This is a genomic window from Streptomyces sp. NPDC051987, assembly GCF_040680735.1.
Classification (GTDB): Bacteria; Actinomycetota; Actinomycetes; order Streptomycetales; family Streptomycetaceae; genus Streptomyces.
The window spans coordinates 127595-145114 of sequence record NZ_JBFAXI010000008.1 but is presented as its reverse complement, the minus strand read 5'-3'; the positions used below and the strand labels follow the sequence as shown (position 1 = coordinate 145114).

Genomic DNA, 17520 nt, shown 5'->3' with positions numbered 1-17520 from the left:
CGCACCGCCGCCCAGGTCCTGCTCAGGCAGGTCGCTGACGCCCATCACCAGCTGGAACTGGTCTGGGCTGATGGCGGCTACACCGGCAGCCTCATCGAGCGCTGCCTGGCCACGTCCGCCCTGGTCCTGGCGACCGTCAAACGCAGCGACGACCGACGAGGGTTCGTGGTGCTGCCCAAGCGGTGGATCGTCGAACGTCTCTTCGCCCACCTGATGCGAAGCCGCCGCCTGGTGCGCGACTTCGAGCGGCGCACCACCAGCGCGGAGGCGATGGTCTACTGGTCGATGACCATCATCATGAGCCGCCGCCTGGCCCGCTCACGCCTGCCGCGAGGGTGAACCGGCCCGGCTGCCCCTCGGCCAGCCAGCCGCGGGCCACCAGGCGTTTCACCTTCGACCGCAGTGCCTCCACCCTCGTCGGCACCACGTCCATGCCGAACACGGCAGCCATCTCCTGGCAGGTCAGCGGCCCTTGATGGAGCCGGGCCCGGTCCGCGAGTACCTGCAGGATGCGCTGGTAGTCAACCGAAACCACCGACCAGGCCAGCCCCTGGCGCCACACCGGCACCTGCGATTTCGGCTTCGCCGCATCCTGGAGCGCTGACCGCACCTCCGCATCCCGCGGATCCGCGGTGACCTCCGCCTCGGCGGTGGCACCGTCGTCTGGAGCCGGCACCGTATCGACCCGCCTGCGCGCGATCGCCCACTCCCGCCATTCCAGCTCGGCCGCGGCCAGCTCGGCCTGGATACGGTCGGCCTCCTCCCACAGCCCGTCGACCCGACGCCGAGCGGCGAGCTCGTGCTTATCCCAAACCAGCGGAAACGCGTCGATCACGCCCGGAAAGACAACAACCTCTAAGCAGTTCTGTGCATTGACAACCATCCCGGCACTGATCCACTCTCCAAGGTGACAGGTGCTTGAATCTTGTAGCGTCGACTGCAAGTAGATAGGCGCTCAAAGCTCGACAAACGGAGGGATGCGACATGAGGTACACGAAAAGCCTCGATGCAGAGCGGGCCAAAGAGGATAAGGTGGGGGTGCGGCTCCGTATTTCGGGGGGGATCGCACGCCGCGCATGGGCGGCTGGAGCCGCCCTCGTCCTGACCCTGGGGCTTTCGGTCTTAAATGCCAATCCCGCGTCCGCGTATGTCGACGCGAATTTCCTGCGCAATTGGGAAACTGGGCTCTGCCTGACCGAAGTCCAGACCGACGCCAATAGCGGAATTGCGCACGCGTACCCTTGCTACCAGGGGGACACCAGCCAGCAATGGCAGCCAGACTTCATCGAGCACGGGAACTATGACCTGGTCAGGGTGATAAACGTCCGGACCAAACACTGCCTGACCCTAGACGGCAGCGGTACACTGCGGATCTCTTGGTGCGATGGCACCTTTAACCAAAGATTCTGGGCTAAAGGGTCGAGCTGGGACCAGGTTCAGCTCCAGAGTTGGTATTTCGGTACTTGCCTAGACAGTAATCGCGATGGTGCCGTCTATATGCATGCCTGCAACGATGGTGGATACCAGAAGTGGAAGCTGGGCTACTGAACTAGCCTGATCCAGGGAGGGGCCCGATTCCCGTGTCCCCTCCAATTGGTCCACCGAGACCCAGCCGCGCCTGCCTGGCGTCAGCGAAGGTTGACCGGTCTCGCGGAGGTGCAGCCTCACTCCTCCACCAGCGCCTCACCGGGCATGCTTCCGAAGGGCCTCACGGTTGCCGTCATTCCAGATGTAGACACCGCTGGTACCTGCGCCGTACCAACTCTCTGGCCGGACCTCGACTGTGAGTGACGGGTACTCGCTGACGGAATCCCAGACGTCGGCCGGCCCCACCTGCCTGTATGGCTGGTTGAAGACCAGCCCGCTTCCCGAACACCTCTCCCCGGGTACATGCGGAGAGACCAACTGCCCGCCGAGCAGTTGCGGAACCTATAGCTCGATCGATCTGAAGACGTCTGCCGAAGGCAGCAGGGACATGGACTCTCCTCCCGTCGTTGCATCAACGGCAGGAGGCTCATCACCGCGAAGGACAACCATCCTCGTCTGACGCAGCATGCGCTGATGAGAGTGAACGACACACGGTGGCCGAGTGAAGCGGTACGAGGCGGCGATCACGCGTGGGCAGGGCTCACGGATTGGCCATCGACCTCCTTGAGTCATGGCAACCTGGTAAGGGCATACACACCAAGAGTATGGTGACTTGTATGGCAACCAAGAAAGTAACGGTGACGATCCCCGAAGATCTCCTGGACGAGATCCGCGCCGACGCGGCTGAGCGGGGGCTTTCGGCGTACGTTGCCGAAGCACTGCGGTTCAAGCGCGATCGGGACCGGCTGCTGGAGCTGGTCGACTGGTTGCAGGAGGAACACGGGCCGGTCACCGAGGACGAGCGTGCGACAGCCCTCGCGGAACTGGACGATCTCGACGCCGAGCACGAGCGCCGCCGCACGGCCGGAGGACACGATGCCGGAGAGGCAGCGTGAAGAAGCGCGCCGGTGAGCACAGGCAGCGGCCACTGCGTGTCTTCGTACTCGACTGCGAGGCCCTGTCCCTGGCCGTGCGCGGCGACCGCAAGATGATCGCCTGGCTCGACCTCGCAGCCGGGGGTGAAGCCGAGGTGGTGACGTCTCCCATGACGCTGGTCGAGGCGTTCGACGGCAGAACCACCGAGCAGCGCTGGGACTGGGTGCTGTCCCGGCTCAAGGTCGCGGACATCGGCAAGGACGAAGCCCGCCAGGCCCGGCGTCTCCTGGCCGACGCCAAGCTGCACGGTCACAAGTACGCCATCGATGCCGTGCTCGCCGTCATCGCATGCCAGCAGAAAGGGCAGGTCACCGTCTTCACCTCGGACGTGGACGACCTGGAGAAGCTCCTCCCGAAGGCCATCGTCGTCAAGCAGGTATGACCCAGCGCTCTGGTCTCAGCTCGTCTCTGAGTCCGCTTCGGGAGCTCCCAGAGAGCGTCGCCGACTTGCTGCGCGACTTTGCCGCATCCCGCAGAAGCCGCTTCCAGACATGGAAGTCGGTGTTGGGGCCAAGCGGTCCGCCGACCGGCGAGGCGAAGACATACCCCTTGCCCCCAGTCGGCACCGGCCGCGACCGGGTCCCGCTCCTGAGGCCGGTGCCGCGGTCGTGCGGCATGGCATGCAACATCCCAGACGACGCCCCCTGACCTGGATCAGGCCAAGGGGCGTCGGCATTACAGGTGGACCATTTCGTTGCGATCAGGCACAATCATGAAATTTGCCGCTTTGCGATTTCCGAAGAATGTGCCACAGGGAATACCTGAAGGTTCCCCGGTCACGCCGACGAAGTGGCAGTGTGGCAGAAGCGGTCGCCCTCCGCCGCGTTGTTCAGACACACCTTAAGGGTGACCTTCGTCCCCTCGGCCAAGTTCCAACTGTCCGGAGAATAAGTACAATCCCCGTTCGACTTGGCATAGAGAGTGGTCGAGCCACCCGACCAAGTCACAGTGCCCTTGGCGGCATAGCCATCAGCCTGCTGGTCACAGACGACCCACTTGTCCTGAGTGCCCGAATAGGCGCCCCACCAGTCCAAGCTGCCACCAGGATTGTCATCCGTCGTATAAAGCAGATAGGCGGACCCCGCTGCGTAGGCATTGTTACCCGTGAGAGCGAGCGCCATCGCACCAGTGGCCAGTCCAGTCACCGTGAAGGCCTTACGAAGACCGAGCATGAATTACTCCTTTGATTCGATCCCTAAGTGAGAGCACCTGACGCCGCCTGCACCGCGCCGGGCCCATATCGCTTGGTGGCGCGACGCATTCGAGACGACAACCGTGGACAACAGGCCAGGCCAGAGACGTGGCACGTACCACATGGGCACTCACGTTGTCGCCCCTGTAGCGATCAGGGCACGGTAAGTTAATAACAAAGCAAGACCCAAGGTCAAGCAAGAAGATCTTGCGAGCGGTCGAACCGGCAGAGTAAAGGGGTCCAATCAATAACATAATTCATTTTTATCTATATAGAGATACAAAATGGACCTCCCTGATATCGACAAGTGATGCACTCACAGCCTCTACAGCCCTCACGGCACACGACCAGGGCACACGCTTGGGGTGAATTCGATCATCCGAGAAAAGGTGGATGGCTGCACGTCATCGACTTTTCTGAGAGTGTGATCAAGTTGGTCGCGCAACGGATTTCTTGATAGAGCATCAAGCGATATCAACGAGATGCTCACAAACGCGGCGTAGGAATTCGCCGCTGGTGGGTATCCGTAGAGCACTTCAACACTTCAGCAACGGAGGGCGCGCTGAAACAGTGCCGCCTACGCCATGTTCTTCAGGTACACACGTCCCTGTAATGGGGAGATTCTGCGCGATGGCCTCCGGCCGTGCGGAGCGGGTCATTGCAGAGCGTGCAGGGCACCGGGCTCAACCGGCGACCGGACCGGCTGTTGAAATCAGCGAATTGCAGCAACTCCAAGCGCTGACCAGTCTCCGCGTTGGTCAACGCCCTCCGACACAGGGCGAGGTGGTGGCTGTCCAACTGCAGGGCATACGACCAAGGGTGGACAACCGCGAACGGGGCCACCCCAGCCCAGGGCCGCGCCCTCACCGAAGCTCTCCAGCAGCGTTTCCGCCGTCAGCAGGCTTCCTGCCGGCGTGCTCGTCCTTCGGCGCCGTCAGGACAGCCGCTGACGCCCGCCGGGGGGAACCTGGGCTGATGTGGCACCCGCCGGCCAGGACGGTACGCCATTCTGGGGACGCGGCGTCGGGCCTTCGCCGTGCTGCCGCTTCCCGGTCTGACGAGGTGCACCCATGCAGTCCCGATCGACACTGGCGCCATGGCTGAGCAGCCTCGGCGCCTCTCGTCTGGCCCGCGTGCTCGACGCGAGAAGGGACGCCATGTCCCCTCCGGAGCCGCGCTCCTTGGGCGAGCTGGCGGACCGTCTGCAGCGCCCCGGATCGGTGGCACTGGCCCTGTCACAGCTCGCGCTGCCACACCTCCAGGTGGCCGAGGCGCTGGCGGCGCTGGGTGCGCCCGCGTCGCGCGATGTGCTGGCGGGGCTGCTGGGGGCGACGGACGACGAAGCCGCCCGCGAACTGGACGCCGTGCTGGAAGCCCTGGCCGACCAGGCTCTGGTCTGGCCGGACGGCGCGGGGAGGCTCCGGATGGCCGGACCCCTGCGCCAGGCCTGGAACGCTCCCCTGGGGCTGGACGCGCCACTGGAGCAGCTGCTCGCGGGCGCAACCTCCGAGGACCTGCGCGGCATGCTGGCGGCCCTAAGCATCAAGCCCCCGGGCACCAAGCCGCAGCGTCTGGCCGCACTGGTGGCCCATCACAGTGACCCGGACCAGGTCGTCCCCCTGGTCGCGCAAGCTCCCGCGGCGGCCCGGAGGCTGCTCGAACGCCACGCGGAGGGCGGGTCCGGGCAGCCGCAGTTCATCGTGTTCGGCGCCTCCGGTCCCGGCCTCGAACCGGGCGAGCGGTGGGCACTGGAGCGGGGACTCCTGGTCCGGGACCGTCACGCCTACGGCCCGGCCCGGATGCCGGCCGAGGTGACGCTCGCGCTGCGCGGACCCGGCTGGCACGCCCCGTTCGCGCCGGTCCCGCCCTCCGTGCGAGCGGCGTCCGCCACCCCGGTCGAGGTGGACCGGGAGGCGTCGGCCGCTGCCACGGTGTTCGCGTCCCGTGCTCTCTCGGTCCTGGCGGTTTGCTCGGACACCCCGCCGACCCGGCTGAAGTCCGGCGGGATCGGGGCGCGTGAACTGGCCCGCATCGGCAAGGCCGCGCAGACCGACGACGCCGTCGTACGCCTTGCTCTCGAGACGGCGTTCGCCGCCGGTCTGCTGGGCCGGGACGGCGATCGCGTGGTGCCCGCGGAGGCGTACGACGCCTGGGCGGAGCAGGAGCCCCCGGAGCAGTTCGCGGTGCTGCTCCAGGCATGGTGGAACCTGCCGCTCACCCCGACCGAGTCGCGCGACGAGGACGACAAGGCGCTTCCCGCTCTCGCCGGGGCACCCCCCTGCACCGGCTGCGTGCAGGCTCGCCGCGGGCTGCTGACCGCGGCCGGAGAGCTACCGGCACGGCAGGGCGCAACGGTCACCTCCGATCTGGGGCCCCTGATCACCTGGCACCGCCCGCTCGCCCACTCATCGCCCACGGACGCGACACCGTTCGCCACCGTGATCCGTGAGGCCGAGATCCTCGGTGTACTCGCTCGCGGCGCGCTGTCCACCTTCGGTATCCAGCTGCGCAACGGCGACACGGAGGGGCTGGACCTGGAGTGCCGACGGCTGCTGCCCTCGGCCACCGCGACGGCACGGATCGGCGCCGATCTCACCGCCGTCGTCACCGGCACGCCGTCCGCGCGACTGGCCTCGCTCCTGAACGCCGTCGCCGACCGTGAGACCAGCGGCACGGCATCGGTGTGGCGGTTCAGCGCCGGCAGCATCCGCCGGGCCCTGGACGCCGGCCGTCTCCGCGACGACATCACGGCCGACCTGGCCGCTGTCGCCGCCGGGCCGCTGCCGCAGCCGCTGTCATACCTGATCGCCGACACCGCGCGCGTCCACGGCCGCGTGCGGGTCACCCCCGCCGCCTGTGTCGTCCACGGCGACGACCCCGCTCTCCTGGCCGAACTCGCCGCCCATCGCAAGCTCGCCAAGCTCGGGCTCCGGCAGCTGGCGCCCACGGTGCTGATCAGCCGCAGCCCGCTCGACACGACCCTCGCCGCGCTCCGGGCCGAGGGATACGCCCCCGTCGCCGAGACGGCCGAGGGCACGGTACGGATCGAGAAGGACCGGCCTCAGCGGGCCGCCGCGCCGGGGCCGGTGCCGGCGCCGCGCGGCACCCGAGCACGGGACAGCGGCCGGACGGCTGCCGCAGGCGCGGCGAAGCAGTCCGCCCCGGTCGATGCGGACACCGTGGCGACCCGGCTGCTGGCCGCGCCGCCGACGCTTCCCGACCCCGCGCCGTTCGACGGAGGACCGCCCTTCGCCACGGACACGGAGGAGATCGTCGCAGGCTGGGCGAAGAACCTGCCCTACAGCGACGTCCGCCAGCTCGCCCACGCCATCGACGCCGGCGTGCCCATCACCGTCGACTACGTCGCCACCTCGGGGAACCGGACGGTACGCACCCTCAGCCGCCTCGCACTCGATCCGCCCTACCTGGAAGCCTGGTGCCACCTGCGAGAGGACAACCGCGTGTTCACCCTCTCCCGGATCCACGGCGTCATGAGCCCTGTACTCGAATGAAACGGGAACCGTCGCGGCACCGCACGGACCCGGCGGGCGCCGCAGCGCCGGGGCTGACCGTGAACCGCCGAGTGGATACTGCTGGTTGCGCCCGGCCGCCGGGGCGGGTGGACAGGGGAAGCGGAGGGACGAGGAGTGGGGTCAGTGAGCGGTGACGACCGGGTGGGACCGCCCAACTTCGGCAGTGAGCGGGACATGTTGCGGGCTTTTCTGGACTTCCACCGGGCGACCCTCGCCATGAAGTGCGAAGGGCTCACCGACGAGGAGTTGCGGCAGCGGTCGATGCCGCCGTCCACGTTGTCGCTGCTCGGGCTGGTGCGGCACATGGCGGAAGTGGAACGCGCCTGGTTCCGCCGGGTGTTCGAGGACAAGGACGCGCCCATGGTGTGGTCCGAGGAGATCGACTTCCAGGCGGCGTACGACGCGAGCGAGTCGACCCGGCAGGAGGCGTTCGCCGCCTGGGAGGCCGAGGTGGCGACCTCGCGCCGTATCGAACGCGCGGCCGGCTCGCTGGACCAGGCCGGGTACCAGCCGAGGTGGGAGGAGGAGGTGTCGCTGCGCATGGTGATGCTGCACGTCCTTCTGGAGTACGGCCGCCACAACGGCCACGCCGACTTCCTGCGCGAGGGGATCGACGGGACCGTGGGCGCCTGAGCGGCAACGCACCACGCCCACGGTTCGGCTAGGCGGCGATCCGGATCTTCTGTGTCACCGTCACCTGGTCCAGGTCGGAGATCCGGACCGTCACCGTCATCGTCCACTCGCCCGCGATGGGCAGGTTGACGGAGTCGGCGGCCCAATAGCCGCCCCGGTCGGTCAGGTTGGCGGGCAGGGGACCGATCTTCTGGGCGCCGAGGGTGAAGGAGAGGCGGAGTTCGGGGACGCTGGAGATGCCGTTGTCGGGGCCGAAGGCGACCGCCTGCACCGAGTTCGCGCCGACCCGGCCAGGGTCCAGGGTGATCTGGATCTTGCCGTGGCCGTTCGGGGTGCCGACGTCGAAGGGGACGACGGCGACCGCGGCCGCGGGGATACCGGTCGTGAGCGACGCCGTCCCCGACTCGGCCGCCTCGGCCGCGGCCCGGCCGGGCAGAGTGCCGGTGAGGATCGTGGTGATGCCCAGGACGGCCACGCCGACGGCCACTTCGGCGAGGACCGACCGACGCAGGGCGGCGACCTGACGGGAGCGGCCGGCGGCTGCGGTGGACGCGGTGGCGGACGGCTCACCCTGGGGTGACGGCTCGCCCTTCGGTGACGGTTCGTCCGCGGGCGATGCTTCGTCCGGGGAGGCCGCCTCGTCGAGGGAGGACGGCTCCCCCTCGGACGCGGTGGCCGCGGTGGCCGCGGTGGCCGCCGGGGCCGGGGCGCCGACCGGCACGGGGACGCGGGCGGGGGCCTCCAGGGCCGGGGCTGTCGCCAGTTGCGCCGTCCAGCGGCGGGACTGCGAGGCCGCCGCCAGCAGCAGCGTCACCCCGGCGAGTTTGATGAGGAGGAGCCTGCCGTACGACGTGTCGGTGAGCGCCTGCCAGGAGCCGAGGCCGCGCCAGGACTGGTAGACGCCGGTGACGACGAGGACCGTCACCGAGCCGAAGGCCACGCGGGAGAAGCGGCTGACGACGGTGGCGGGCAGGGGCGTGGCGGAGCGCTGCAGGGTGAAGAGGAGGGCCGTGAGGCCGCCCAGCCAGAGCGCCATCGACATCAGGTGCAGCACCGAGGACGTCATCGCCAGCGGGACCTGGATGCCGGCCGACGCGTGTTCCGCCGCCGCCCAGGTCAGGGCCAGGCCGAGGGAGAGGGCCGCCGCCGTGGCGATGAGGGGGCGGGTCGGCCGGATTCCGCTCACACGCTTGCGGAGGACGAGGTGGAGGGCGGCCGTGACCACCAGCAGGGCCAGCCTGGCCAGCAGGGCGAGCCCCGGGCGGCCGGTCGCGGACCTGTCGAGGACGGAGAGGCCGAAGGCCGTCGCCGGGGAGGTGCCCTCCTCGTACGGGGAGCGGAGGACGAAGAGGAAGAGGGTGGCGGCGAGCAGCGCCCACCATGCCGTGCGGATCGGTCGGCGCAGCGGCGCGGCGTCCGGCGGGCGGCAGACGGCGATGAAGGCGACGCTGCCGATGAGCAGCGCCAGGGCCGCGTACGCGACGTAGCGGCCGATGTTGTAGAGGCTGCCGGTGACCGGGTTCTCGACGGGGCCGGTGGGGACGGTCGCCGTGGTCGCCGACGGCTTGCCCACGGAGAAGGTGAGGGCCCCGGAGACGGGGTGGCTGTCCGCCGAGACGATCCGCCACGCCACGGTGTACGTGCCGGTGCCCAGCTTCTTCGGGAAGGTGATCCGGGCGGTGTCCGAGCCGGCCGGGCCGTGTTCGGCCTCGCTGGTGGTCACACGGTGGTTGGTGGGGTCGTACACCCGGAACGAGTCGTCGAGGAGGCCGACGGACTCGGTGAAGGTGAGGGTGACGGACCGGGGCGACGACTTGAGTACGGCACCGTCGGCGGGATCGCTGCCGCGCAGGGCCGCGTGCGCCGCGGCGGGTCCGGCCGAGGCCAGCAGGAGGGCGGCGAGGAGGGCGCCCAGGAGCGCGAGAGCGCGCACGGCCCGGTGCCGGTGGCTGCCGGTCGCCGGCGTCGTCAGCCGCTGGTCGTGTTCTTCGCTCACGTCACCCGCTCCGAGTTCGGAAACACGCGTTCCATGGTCATACGGCTGGAAGGCCCGCCTTGCTCATTCGCGGCGAGGGGGAGTGAGCCGCACGGCGGGGGTGGTGCGGGAGGGCCGCACGCCGTCACCCGGCCGGCCGCTGTCTGCTGGCCCGTCCGCCGCCCTCGGTCTCAGCTGGAACCATGACCGAGCCCCCAGCACCGGCCCCGCCGACGACGACCGGAAGGCGCACGCCACCGGTACCGCCCGGCACGAGCCCGAACCGCCCTTCGAAGGGCCGCTGCACGCCCTCTCCCGGGCCGCCTGGCAGATCGTCCTGGTCACCGGGGTGGCCTCGCTGATCCTCGGTGTCCTGGTCCTGGTCTGGCCCGGTGCCTCGCTGCACGTCGCCGGGGTGCTCTTCGGCGTCTACCTGCTGATCGCCGGTGTCTTCCAGCTGGTCGCCGCGTTCGGCACGCACCGGGCGACCTCGCTGCGCGTGCTGGCGTTCATCAGCGGCGCGCTGTCGATCCTGCTGGGCCTCTTCTGTCTTCGCGGCCCCCTGGAGTCGATCCTGCTGCTCGCCCTGTGGATCGGCATCGGCTGGCTGATCCGCGGGATCACCCAGACCACGGCCGCCGTCTCCGACTCCCGGATGCCCGCGCGGGGCTGGCAGATCTTCCTCGGGACCGTCACGTTCCTCGCCGGCGTCGTGCTGATCGTCTCGCCGTTCAAGTCGGTGGCGGTGCTCACGCTCGTCGCCGGCATCTGGCTGGTCGTCGTCGGCATCGTCGAGATCGTCACCGCCTTCGGCATCCGCGGCCGGGCCCGGCAGATCCCACGGACCCTGTGAACGCGGGCACCGCCGACGCCGGCCCCACACGTCACCGTCCCAGCCGCCTCGTCAACCTCGCGCCTCGCCGGTACGCCGTGCGAGCGGATCTCGTGACCCGCGTGCTGAACACCGTCCGTCCCGCGGGGAGATGACCGCCATGAGCAGCGGTCCGTCGGCCGGACGTGGCCCGCGGCCGGGCCCCGCCTGGTCGCGGGTGCTCGTGCTGCTGCTCGCCCTGCTGCTGGCCGGCGTCCCGACGGTGGCCGACGCGCTCGCGGCGGCCACCCCGGGTGTCTCGGCGGAGAGCGCCGAGCACGACCTCCTGGGCACCCCGCTTCGGCCGCCCGCCCGCGCCGTCCACCGCACCGACGTGCCCCAGCGCCCCGCGCCGCTGCCCGATCCGGCGCCCGCCTCCCCGGCGGACCGGCACCGTCCCCGCGCGGCGGCACCGTGTCCGCCGTACGCCACACCCCTTCTGCGCACCGTGGTCCTGCGCTGCTGACCGACCGGCCTGTCCCCGCACTCCACTCCCCAGGTCAGTCAGTTCTACGCAAGGAACACAGCCATGTCCTCAGACCCGTACGCGGTCCTGCGCGCCCTGCTGCGCGCGGAGGCCGTGCGCAGCATGCCGAAGCCGGACGAGACGAAGTCGGAACAGCCGCCGCGGCCGCAGGAGCCGGAGCAGAAACGCGGTTGACCGTGCGGGGGTGAGCCGGGCCGCGGTCCGCGCGGGGCGCCCGGCTCACCTGCGCCTGCGGGCCGTACCGAACAGCGACCGCGTGATCTCCCGGCCGAGCTGGGTGCCCACCGACCGGGCGAGGGACGTGAACATCCCGCTGCTGACCACCCGTTCGACGAGCGAGGGCTCCTCGTCCTTCGGGGCCGCGGGACGGTCGGCGGACCGGTCGACGGTTCGGTCGGCGGACCGGTCCGCTGCGGCCTCCGGCTCGGCCGTCGGCCGCCGCAGTTTCTCGTACGCCGACTCCCGGTCCACAGCCTGTGCATAACGCCCGTGGAGCGCGGAGTCGCGCACCGCCGCGTCCAGCTCGGCCGCGTCCACCGGCCCCATCAGGGACTCGGGGGCCCGCAGCCGTGGCCGTCGACAGCCCTCCGATGGTCCGGAGCTCCGCCCTGCCCTCGTCGGAGGTGAGGAAGGCGACCACCGCCCGGAGGTCCTTGAGGTCGACGAGGTCCAGGCCCTTGGTGTCGGCGTAGTGGAAGATCAGGCCGAGGGACTGCTCCTGGGTCTGGTTGAGCTGGAGCACCTTGGACAGCAGCACCGGTCCGAAGCTGGTGATCGTCGCTCGGACGGGTACGCCGTGGCCGATGCCGCCGAGCGCGAGGGACTCGGCGGGAAAGCCGGTCTCGGTCCACCGCTGGCCGACCTCGCCCGCCCGGCCCTCGACCCGGTCGTTCGCCTGCCCCGGCCGGGCGACGCCGGACAGGTCGCCCTTGACGTCGGCCAGGAACACCGGGACGCCGTGCGCCGAGAGCTGCTCGGCGACCAGCTGGAGTGTCTTGGTCTTGCCGGTACCGGTGGCCCCGGCGACCAGGCCGTGCCGGTTGAGCATGGGGAGAGGGACGCGGACCGGGGCGTCGGGACGGCACCGCCCGTCCCAGAGCAGTGCACCGAGCTCCAGCGCCGGACCGTCGAAGGCGTACCCGGCGGCGATCCCGGCGACCACGGGATCACCGGCACTCGTCATCGAACCCCCTGTTCCCGTTCAGCCCGTTCGATGCCCTTTACGGCGTATTTTCCAGCGTCGCACTCGGTCGCCATGGCTGCGCCCGGAACGTCTGGACCGGTAGGCTTTCCGTGTGATCTTCAAGCGCATCGGAAACGGCCGGCCGTACCCCGACCACGGCCGGGAGAGCACCCGGCAGTGGGCGGACGTCGCACCGCGCCCGGTCCGCCTCGATCAGCTCGTGACGACCAAGGGGCAGCTCGACCTGGAGACCCTCCTCGCCGAGGACTCGACGTTCTACGGCGACCTCTTCGCGCACGTCGTGAAGTGGCAGGGTGACCTGTACCTGGAGGACGGGCTGCACCGTGCGGTCCGCGCCGCCCTCCAGCAGCGTCAGGTGCTGCACGCGCGCGTGCTCGAACTCGACTGACAGCCTTCCGTCACCCGGCATTTGACGCCGGTTGCCCCTTTCGGGTTGGACCGGGCACCATCGGATGATCATCTATTAGTCAACGCACCCGTGGCGCACTACGCTGCGCTCATGAGCATGCTGACTCCCCCCGGCATGGGCGGCCAGTACCGGATCACAGGGGACAAGTACCCTCGCATGCGCCCGCGCCGACGGCGTGCCCGGCTCGTCCTCTCCGTGGTCGCCTCCGTCACCGCGCTCGGCCTGGTCGGCTGGGGCACCCTGCAGCTCATCGACGTCTTCACGGGCGGCGGCGGAACGGCCACGGCGGCCGGTTCGTCGGGTGACTGCGTGAAGCAGGCCGCCGCCAGCGCGAGTCCCGCGGCCGGGGCGTCGGCCGGAACGTCGGCCACGGTGCTGCCGAAGCCGGCCCAGATCACGGTGAACGTCTACAACGCCACCACCCGCACGGGCCTGGCCAAGGAGACCGCCGACGAACTGAAGAAGCGCGGCTTCAAGATCGGCGACGTCGGCAACGCGCCGGCGAAGTTCGACCAGAAGGTCAAGGGCACGGCGATACTGCTCGGCCCGGCCTCGGCCCTGAAGACCTCGCTCCCCGTCCTGGCCACCCAGGTGACGGCCGCCGACCAGCGGACGGAGGCGGGCCGCAAGGGCACCGCCGTCGACCTGATCATCGGCAACGCCTTCAAGACCCTCACCCCCCAGGCCACGGCCGCCAGGGCCATCACAGCCCTGTCCGCCCCCAGGCCTACGGCGTCGACGACGAGGAAGACCTGCTGAAAGCAGGGCACCGCCGAACTCGACCGTCGCGGCCGACGCCGTCACCGAAACACCCTGAAGGGGCGCGGGGGCTGTATTGATCATGCGGCTCCGCCGCGTGGGCGCGACCGACCACGACGAACCCGCGGCCGCCGACGCACCCCACGCCCCCAGGCGCCGAAGCGAATCGCCAGGCTTCGGCCCGGCAGGACGGACGGCTGCTACTCGGCCGCCCCGTACAGCCGGTCGCCCGCGTCCCCCAGCCCCGGCACGATGTAGCCGTGCTCGTTGAGGTGGTCGTCCACGGCCGCCGTCACCACCGTGACCGGCGTTCCCGCCAACTCCCGTTCCATCAGCTCGACGCCCTCCGGCGCGGCCAGCAGGACGACCGCCGTCACATCGTCGGCACCGCGCTTGATGAGCTCGCGGATCGCCGCGACCAGCGTGCCGCCCGTGGCCAGCATCGGGTCCAGGACGTACACCTGGCGCCCCGAGAGGTCCTCCGGCATCCGCGAGGCGTACGTGGACGCCTGCAGCGTCTCCTCGTTGCGGATCATGCCCAGGAAGCCCACCTCGGCGGTCGGCAGCAGCCGGACCATGCCGTCCAGCATGCCGAGCCCGGCCCGCAGGATCGGCACCACCAGCGGGCGCGGCCGGGCGAGCTTGACGCCGGTCGTGGCGGCCACCGGGGTCTGGATGTCGACGGCCTCGGTCCGCACGTCCCGCGTCGCCTCGTAGGCGAGCAGGGTGACCAGTTCGTCGGCGAGCCGCCGGAACGTCGCGGAGTCGGTGCGCTGGTCGCGGAGCGTGGTGAGCTTGTGGGCGACCAGGGGGTGGTCGACGACGTGGAGACGCATGTCCACAACAGTAACCGGGCCCCCGCCCACCTCGTGCAGGCCCGCGCGGGCACACCCTGGCATCAAACCGCCCATCCGGGGGAAAGTGGAGGTGTCGGACTGGGGTGGTGTGACGTGCCTGAACTTCCTGGGCCGCCGGAGCGGCCCGACCGCGCCTACGGCGCGCCCGAGGGCGAGACGGAGTCCGAGCGGCGGCGCCGCCGGGCCCGGTTCCTGCGTGAGCTCGCGGAGGCGCGGGCGCTGCGCGACCGGGTCCAGCCCCGCCGCGCCAAGGTGGCGCGTCTGCGGCACGCGATGCGCATGCGGACGTTCCGCTGGTAGGAACCGGTAAGAGTCCACCGTGAGCCGCAACGAGCCGCCGTGTGCCGCCGTGTGCCCCAACGAGCCGCCGCGTGCCGCCACGACTCGCCATGAGTCGCCATGGACCCCATGGGCCGCCACGACTCGCCCGGCCCGCCGGCAGTCGGCAGGAGGACGGCAAGCCCCCGCAGGACTCGGCAAGATCCGGTAAGAGACGTAAAGCCGATCCTTCGGCAAAGATCCACTGCTTGTAGCGCGTTGCGGTCAGTCACAGGGAAGGCCGTGCGTGGGCCGCGGGAAAACCCGCGTACGATCCGCAGGTGGCGGCAACGAGTGCGCTGGTGACTGCGTTGACGGACGCGTGGATGCCTCTTTGCATACGTGCGATCAAAACTGCCAGACACAGGGAGCCGAAGACGTCCCCTGAACGCCTTGTTTCTGCCACGATTCCGAGTGGGCGGGGCTTGGAGCACAGCTCTCCCCACCCAGAACCTCCGCCGGGGGGACCCCCAACCGGCACGCCTAAGACCAGTGGGAGAGTCACGGTGTACTTCGCCGCACTGCTCGCGCGCACCGAAGACGGGTGGGAAGCGAGCGACACAGAGCTCGACGATGTGGAGACCCTGTCGGACCTGGCCGACCTGGCCCGGGAATCGGCCTCGGAGGCCGACGACACGGTGCTCGTCTTCATCGAGCAGGAAGACGCTTGGTTCGGCGTCGTGCGCGTCGACGGTGAGGAGGACCCCAGGGTCTTCGTCTCCAACGCAGCCGCCGCCGCCCGCAGCTCGTACGGGGAGCTCCTGCTCACCGACGAACTGCTCGGAAGGGAGCCCAAGGACCCCGCCGACGACCTGGACGCCCTCGACCTCGACGGCACCGAGGACGGTGAGCCCGACGCCGAGGAGGACGACGACGCGGACGGTTCCGCCGTGCCGGCCGGCCCGGTCGGCGACGCCGCGATCCTGGACGACCTGGGCGTGAGCGCGAAGGAGCTGCTGTCGCTGGACGAGGACGCGCTCGGCGAGATCGCCGAGGCTCTGGGCGCCTCCGACGTCCTGGAGACCGTCCGCTGACCTTCCACGAGGCACCCGGGTCCCCCGACCCGGTACGCGACCGCTGGCGGGCCGTGATGCGGCTCGCCCTGGACGAGGCCGGCCAGGCCGTCCGGGGCGGGGACGTTCCCGTCGGCGCCGTCGTGCTGTCCCCGGACGGTACGACGGTCCTCGCGACCGGTCACAACGAGCGCGAGGCCACCGGCGACCCCACCGCGCACGCCGAGGTGCTCGCCCTGCGCCGTGCCGCCGCGGCGCTCGGGCAGTGGCGGCTCACCGGCTGCACCCTGGTCGTCACCCTGGAGCCCTGCACGATGTGTGCCGGCGCCCTGGTCCAGTCCCGGGTGGACCGGGTGGTCTACGGCGCCCGCGACGAGAAGGCCGGAGCCGCCGGGTCCCTCTGGGACGTCGTCCGCGACCGGCGCCTGAACCACCGCCCGGAGGTCGTCGAGGGCGTCCTGGCAGCCGAATCCGCGCGCCTCCTCACGGACTTCTTCCGCGGCCGCTGAGCCGGCCGCCGCAGCCCCCGAATACCGATTTCGGAGCACGGCCTCCCGTGCTGTAAGGTCTCCCTCGGTAGCGTGTCCGAGCGGCCGAAGGAGCTCGCCTCGAAAGCGAGTGTGGCGCAAGTCACCGAGGGTTCAAATCCCTCCGCTACCGCTGTCGCACGAGGGGCGGCTCCGCATCGGAGCCGCCCCTCGTTCGCTCCGCCCCGGACACGTCACGTCACGGCCGGAGCCGTCCCGGCCCGGACGCCAGGGGCGCGGGGCGCTTGCCCGCGTAGTTCCAGACGAGGGCCCCGAAGACCGGGGTGTGCAGCAGGAACAGCAGCCAGAGCCACTTCGGGACGTACCTGACCCGCTCCGCGGGTGTGCGGACGCAGTCGAGCAGCGCCGCCACGACGAGCACGATCAGCAGGGTGACGAGGCCGAAGGCCATCGCTGTCATCAGCATCCGCGTTCTCCCTCTCGACTCCGGTTGCCGCGGGTTCGCGTCCACCGCATCGACCCTTCATCGGACCGGCCCCCGTGATCGGTTCACGTGATCGGTTCGCGTGGTCGGTCACGCGAACCGACCACAGTGCGGAGACGCCGAGATCCGGAGATTCGGAGATTCGGAGATTCGGAGATTCGGAGAAAAAAACCTGGCATCCCACGTGCCGTTGGTCATACAAAACGATCGGAGGGTTACACTCGCGCCCGTCAACCGGGGGAACCGGGCGGGAGACAGGGGAGAGGCCAGGTGGCGGTGAACGCCAAGAAGATCGCCGTCTACGCACTCGTGATCTTCGCGCTCTACGTGATCATCACCGACCCGCCCAGGGCGGCAGACTGGGTCCAGATAGTCTTCCAGGGCATATCGGACGCCGCAAAGGCCGTCGGCCAGTTCTTCACCTGGCTGGCCAACGGGGCGAAGTAGACCCACCGGGAGTACCCATGATCCGCCACCTGGTCCTCTTCAAGCTCAACGAGGGCGTGGGGCGCGAGGAGCCGCGCGTCGCCGCGGGTGCCGACGCCTTCTTCGCCCTGGGCGACCAGATCGAGGAGCTGCGCTCCTGGGAGTGCGGCTGGAACATCACCGAGCGCCCGATCGCCCACGACTTCGCGATCAACTCGTCGGTCGAGGACGGGGACGCGCTGAAGCGGTACCTGGAGCACCCGGCCCACCAGGCGGCCGCCGCACAGTGGCGGGAGTTCGCCACCTGGGTGATCGCCGACTACGAGTTCTGAGCCGTACGGCCGCTTC

21 protein-coding genes, 1 tRNA gene and 1 pseudogene are annotated in these 17520 nt (G+C 70.0%); 17 read left to right on the top strand and 6 right to left on the bottom strand.

Annotated features, from left to right (window positions below; all coding sequences use genetic code 11):
* Positions 1–18 precede the first annotated feature (18 nt).
* A complete protein-coding gene (locus AB0M11_RS07215; protein WP_365702348.1) occupies positions 19–339 on the top strand; it encodes a transposase in 321 nt (106 codons plus the stop codon).
* Here AB0M11_RS07215 and AB0M11_RS07210 read toward each other — a convergent pair.
* The gene (locus tag AB0M11_RS07210) at positions 296–883 is read right to left on the bottom strand and encodes a hypothetical protein (RefSeq protein ID WP_365702291.1); all 588 of its coding nucleotides are present in this window, start codon (positions 881–883) and stop codon (positions 296–298) included. The genes AB0M11_RS07215 and AB0M11_RS07210 overlap by 44 nt on opposite strands.
* Before the next feature lie 101 nt (positions 884–984).
* On the opposite strand from AB0M11_RS07210, the gene AB0M11_RS07205 reads away from it, so the two are divergent.
* From AB0M11_RS07205 to AB0M11_RS07195, 3 genes are all read left to right on the top strand, one after another.
* Positions 985–1548 (top strand): hypothetical protein, encoded by a 564-nt coding sequence (locus AB0M11_RS07205; protein WP_365702289.1) that lies wholly within the window; start codon positions 985–987, stop codon positions 1546–1548.
* A gap of 656 nt (positions 1549–2204) precedes the next feature.
* Positions 2205–2483, top strand: a complete 279-nt coding sequence (locus AB0M11_RS07200; protein ID WP_365702287.1) for a CopG family transcriptional regulator — start codon at positions 2205–2207, stop codon at positions 2481–2483.
* Positions 2480–2905, top strand: a complete 426-nt coding sequence (locus AB0M11_RS07195; RefSeq protein WP_365702285.1) for a hypothetical protein — start codon at positions 2480–2482, stop codon at positions 2903–2905. The genes AB0M11_RS07200 and AB0M11_RS07195 overlap by 4 nt, the downstream gene beginning before the upstream one ends.
* A 394-nt stretch (positions 2906–3299) precedes the next feature.
* Here AB0M11_RS07195 and AB0M11_RS07190 read toward each other — a convergent pair whose 3' ends face one another.
* The gene (locus tag AB0M11_RS07190) at positions 3300–3695 is read right to left on the bottom strand and encodes a hypothetical protein (protein WP_365702283.1); all 396 of its coding nucleotides are present in this window, start codon (positions 3693–3695) and stop codon (positions 3300–3302) included.
* Between the two features lie 1090 nt (positions 3696–4785).
* Between AB0M11_RS07190 and AB0M11_RS07185 the strand changes: the two genes are divergently transcribed.
* Both AB0M11_RS07185 and AB0M11_RS07180 read left to right on the top strand, forming a co-directional pair.
* The gene (locus tag AB0M11_RS07185; protein ID WP_365702281.1) at positions 4786–7227 is read left to right on the top strand and encodes a helicase C-terminal domain-containing protein; all 2442 of its coding nucleotides are present in this window, start codon (positions 4786–4788) and stop codon (positions 7225–7227) included.
* 144 nt (positions 7228–7371) lie between these two features.
* Entirely contained in the window at positions 7372–7881 is a 510-nt protein-coding gene (locus AB0M11_RS07180) for a DinB family protein (RefSeq protein ID WP_365702279.1), read from the top strand.
* A gap of 28 nt (positions 7882–7909) precedes the next feature.
* Here the strand turns inward: AB0M11_RS07180 and AB0M11_RS07175 are convergent, their stop codons facing one another.
* Positions 7910–9814 (bottom strand): copper resistance protein CopC, encoded by a 1905-nt coding sequence (locus AB0M11_RS07175; RefSeq protein WP_365702346.1) that lies wholly within the window; start codon positions 9812–9814, stop codon positions 7910–7912.
* Positions 9815–9959: 145 nt separating this feature from the next.
* On the opposite strand from AB0M11_RS07175, the gene AB0M11_RS07170 reads away from it, so the two are divergent.
* The 3 genes from AB0M11_RS07170 to AB0M11_RS07160 all read left to right on the top strand — a co-directional run bounded on the left by AB0M11_RS07170 (position 9960) and on the right by AB0M11_RS07160 (position 11388).
* The gene (locus tag AB0M11_RS07170) at positions 9960–10709 is read left to right on the top strand and encodes an HdeD family acid-resistance protein (RefSeq protein ID WP_365702277.1); all 750 of its coding nucleotides are present in this window, start codon (positions 9960–9962) and stop codon (positions 10707–10709) included.
* Between the two features lie 139 nt (positions 10710–10848).
* Positions 10849–11193, top strand: a complete 345-nt coding sequence (locus AB0M11_RS07165) for a hypothetical protein (protein ID WP_365702275.1) — start codon at positions 10849–10851, stop codon at positions 11191–11193.
* 63 nt (positions 11194–11256) lie between these two features.
* Positions 11257–11388: a hypothetical protein gene (locus AB0M11_RS07160; protein ID WP_365702273.1), complete on the top strand. Its 132-nt coding sequence runs from the start codon at positions 11257–11259 to the stop codon at positions 11386–11388.
* A 45-nt stretch (positions 11389–11433) separates the two neighbouring features.
* Here the strand turns inward: AB0M11_RS07160 and AB0M11_RS07155 are convergent.
* Positions 11434–12397: pseudogene (locus AB0M11_RS07155) on the bottom strand (helicase HerA-like domain-containing protein).
* Positions 12398–12509: 112 nt separating this feature from the next.
* Here AB0M11_RS07155 and AB0M11_RS07150 point away from each other — a divergent pair.
* Both AB0M11_RS07150 and AB0M11_RS07145 read left to right on the top strand, forming a co-directional pair.
* Entirely contained in the window at positions 12510–12806 is a 297-nt protein-coding gene (locus tag AB0M11_RS07150; protein ID WP_003999914.1) for a type II toxin-antitoxin system VapB family antitoxin, read from the top strand.
* Between the two features lie 111 nt (positions 12807–12917).
* Positions 12918–13586 carry a LytR C-terminal domain-containing protein gene (locus AB0M11_RS07145; RefSeq protein ID WP_365702271.1) on the top strand — a complete coding sequence of 223 codons (669 nt, stop codon included), beginning with the start codon at positions 12918–12920 and terminating at the stop codon, positions 13584–13586.
* 200 nt (positions 13587–13786) lie between these two features.
* Here AB0M11_RS07145 and upp read toward each other — a convergent pair whose 3' ends face one another.
* The gene (gene upp / locus AB0M11_RS07140; protein ID WP_217546064.1) at positions 13787–14422 is read right to left on the bottom strand and encodes a uracil phosphoribosyltransferase; all 636 of its coding nucleotides are present in this window, start codon (positions 14420–14422) and stop codon (positions 13787–13789) included.
* 114 nt (positions 14423–14536) lie between these two features.
* On the opposite strand from upp, the gene AB0M11_RS07135 reads away from it, so the two are divergent.
* The 4 genes from AB0M11_RS07135 (at position 14537) to AB0M11_RS07120 (ending at position 16434) form a co-directional block, all read left to right on the top strand.
* A complete protein-coding gene (locus AB0M11_RS07135; RefSeq protein ID WP_365702269.1) occupies positions 14537–14743 on the top strand; it encodes a hypothetical protein in 207 nt (68 codons plus the stop codon).
* A 524-nt stretch (positions 14744–15267) separates the two neighbouring features.
* Positions 15268–15795 carry a hypothetical protein gene (locus AB0M11_RS07130; RefSeq protein ID WP_365702267.1) on the top strand — a complete coding sequence of 176 codons (528 nt, stop codon included), beginning with the start codon at positions 15268–15270 and terminating at the stop codon, positions 15793–15795.
* Between the two features lie 56 nt (positions 15796–15851).
* Complete coding sequence (gene tadA, locus AB0M11_RS07125) at positions 15852–16283, top strand: tRNA adenosine(34) deaminase TadA (protein WP_365702266.1); 432 nt, start codon at positions 15852–15854, stop codon at positions 16281–16283.
* A gap of 66 nt (positions 16284–16349) precedes the next feature.
* A tRNA-Ser gene (locus AB0M11_RS07120) sits at positions 16350–16434 on the top strand.
* 66 nt (positions 16435–16500) lie between these two features.
* On the opposite strand, the gene AB0M11_RS07115 is transcribed toward AB0M11_RS07120, so the two are convergent.
* A complete protein-coding gene (locus AB0M11_RS07115; RefSeq protein ID WP_365702264.1) occupies positions 16501–16728 on the bottom strand; it encodes a PLDc N-terminal domain-containing protein in 228 nt (75 codons plus the stop codon).
* Positions 16729–17016: 288 nt separating this feature from the next.
* Here AB0M11_RS07115 and AB0M11_RS07110 point away from each other — a divergent pair, with 288 nt between their 5' ends.
* On the top strand, positions 17017–17193 hold the full coding sequence (locus AB0M11_RS07110; protein ID WP_365702262.1) for a hypothetical protein: 177 nt from the start codon (positions 17017–17019) through the stop codon (positions 17191–17193).
* 17 nt (positions 17194–17210) lie between these two features.
* Positions 17211–17504 carry a Dabb family protein gene (locus AB0M11_RS07105; protein ID WP_365702260.1) on the top strand — a complete coding sequence of 98 codons (294 nt, stop codon included), beginning with the start codon at positions 17211–17213 and terminating at the stop codon, positions 17502–17504.
* Positions 17505–17520 lie beyond the last annotated feature (16 nt).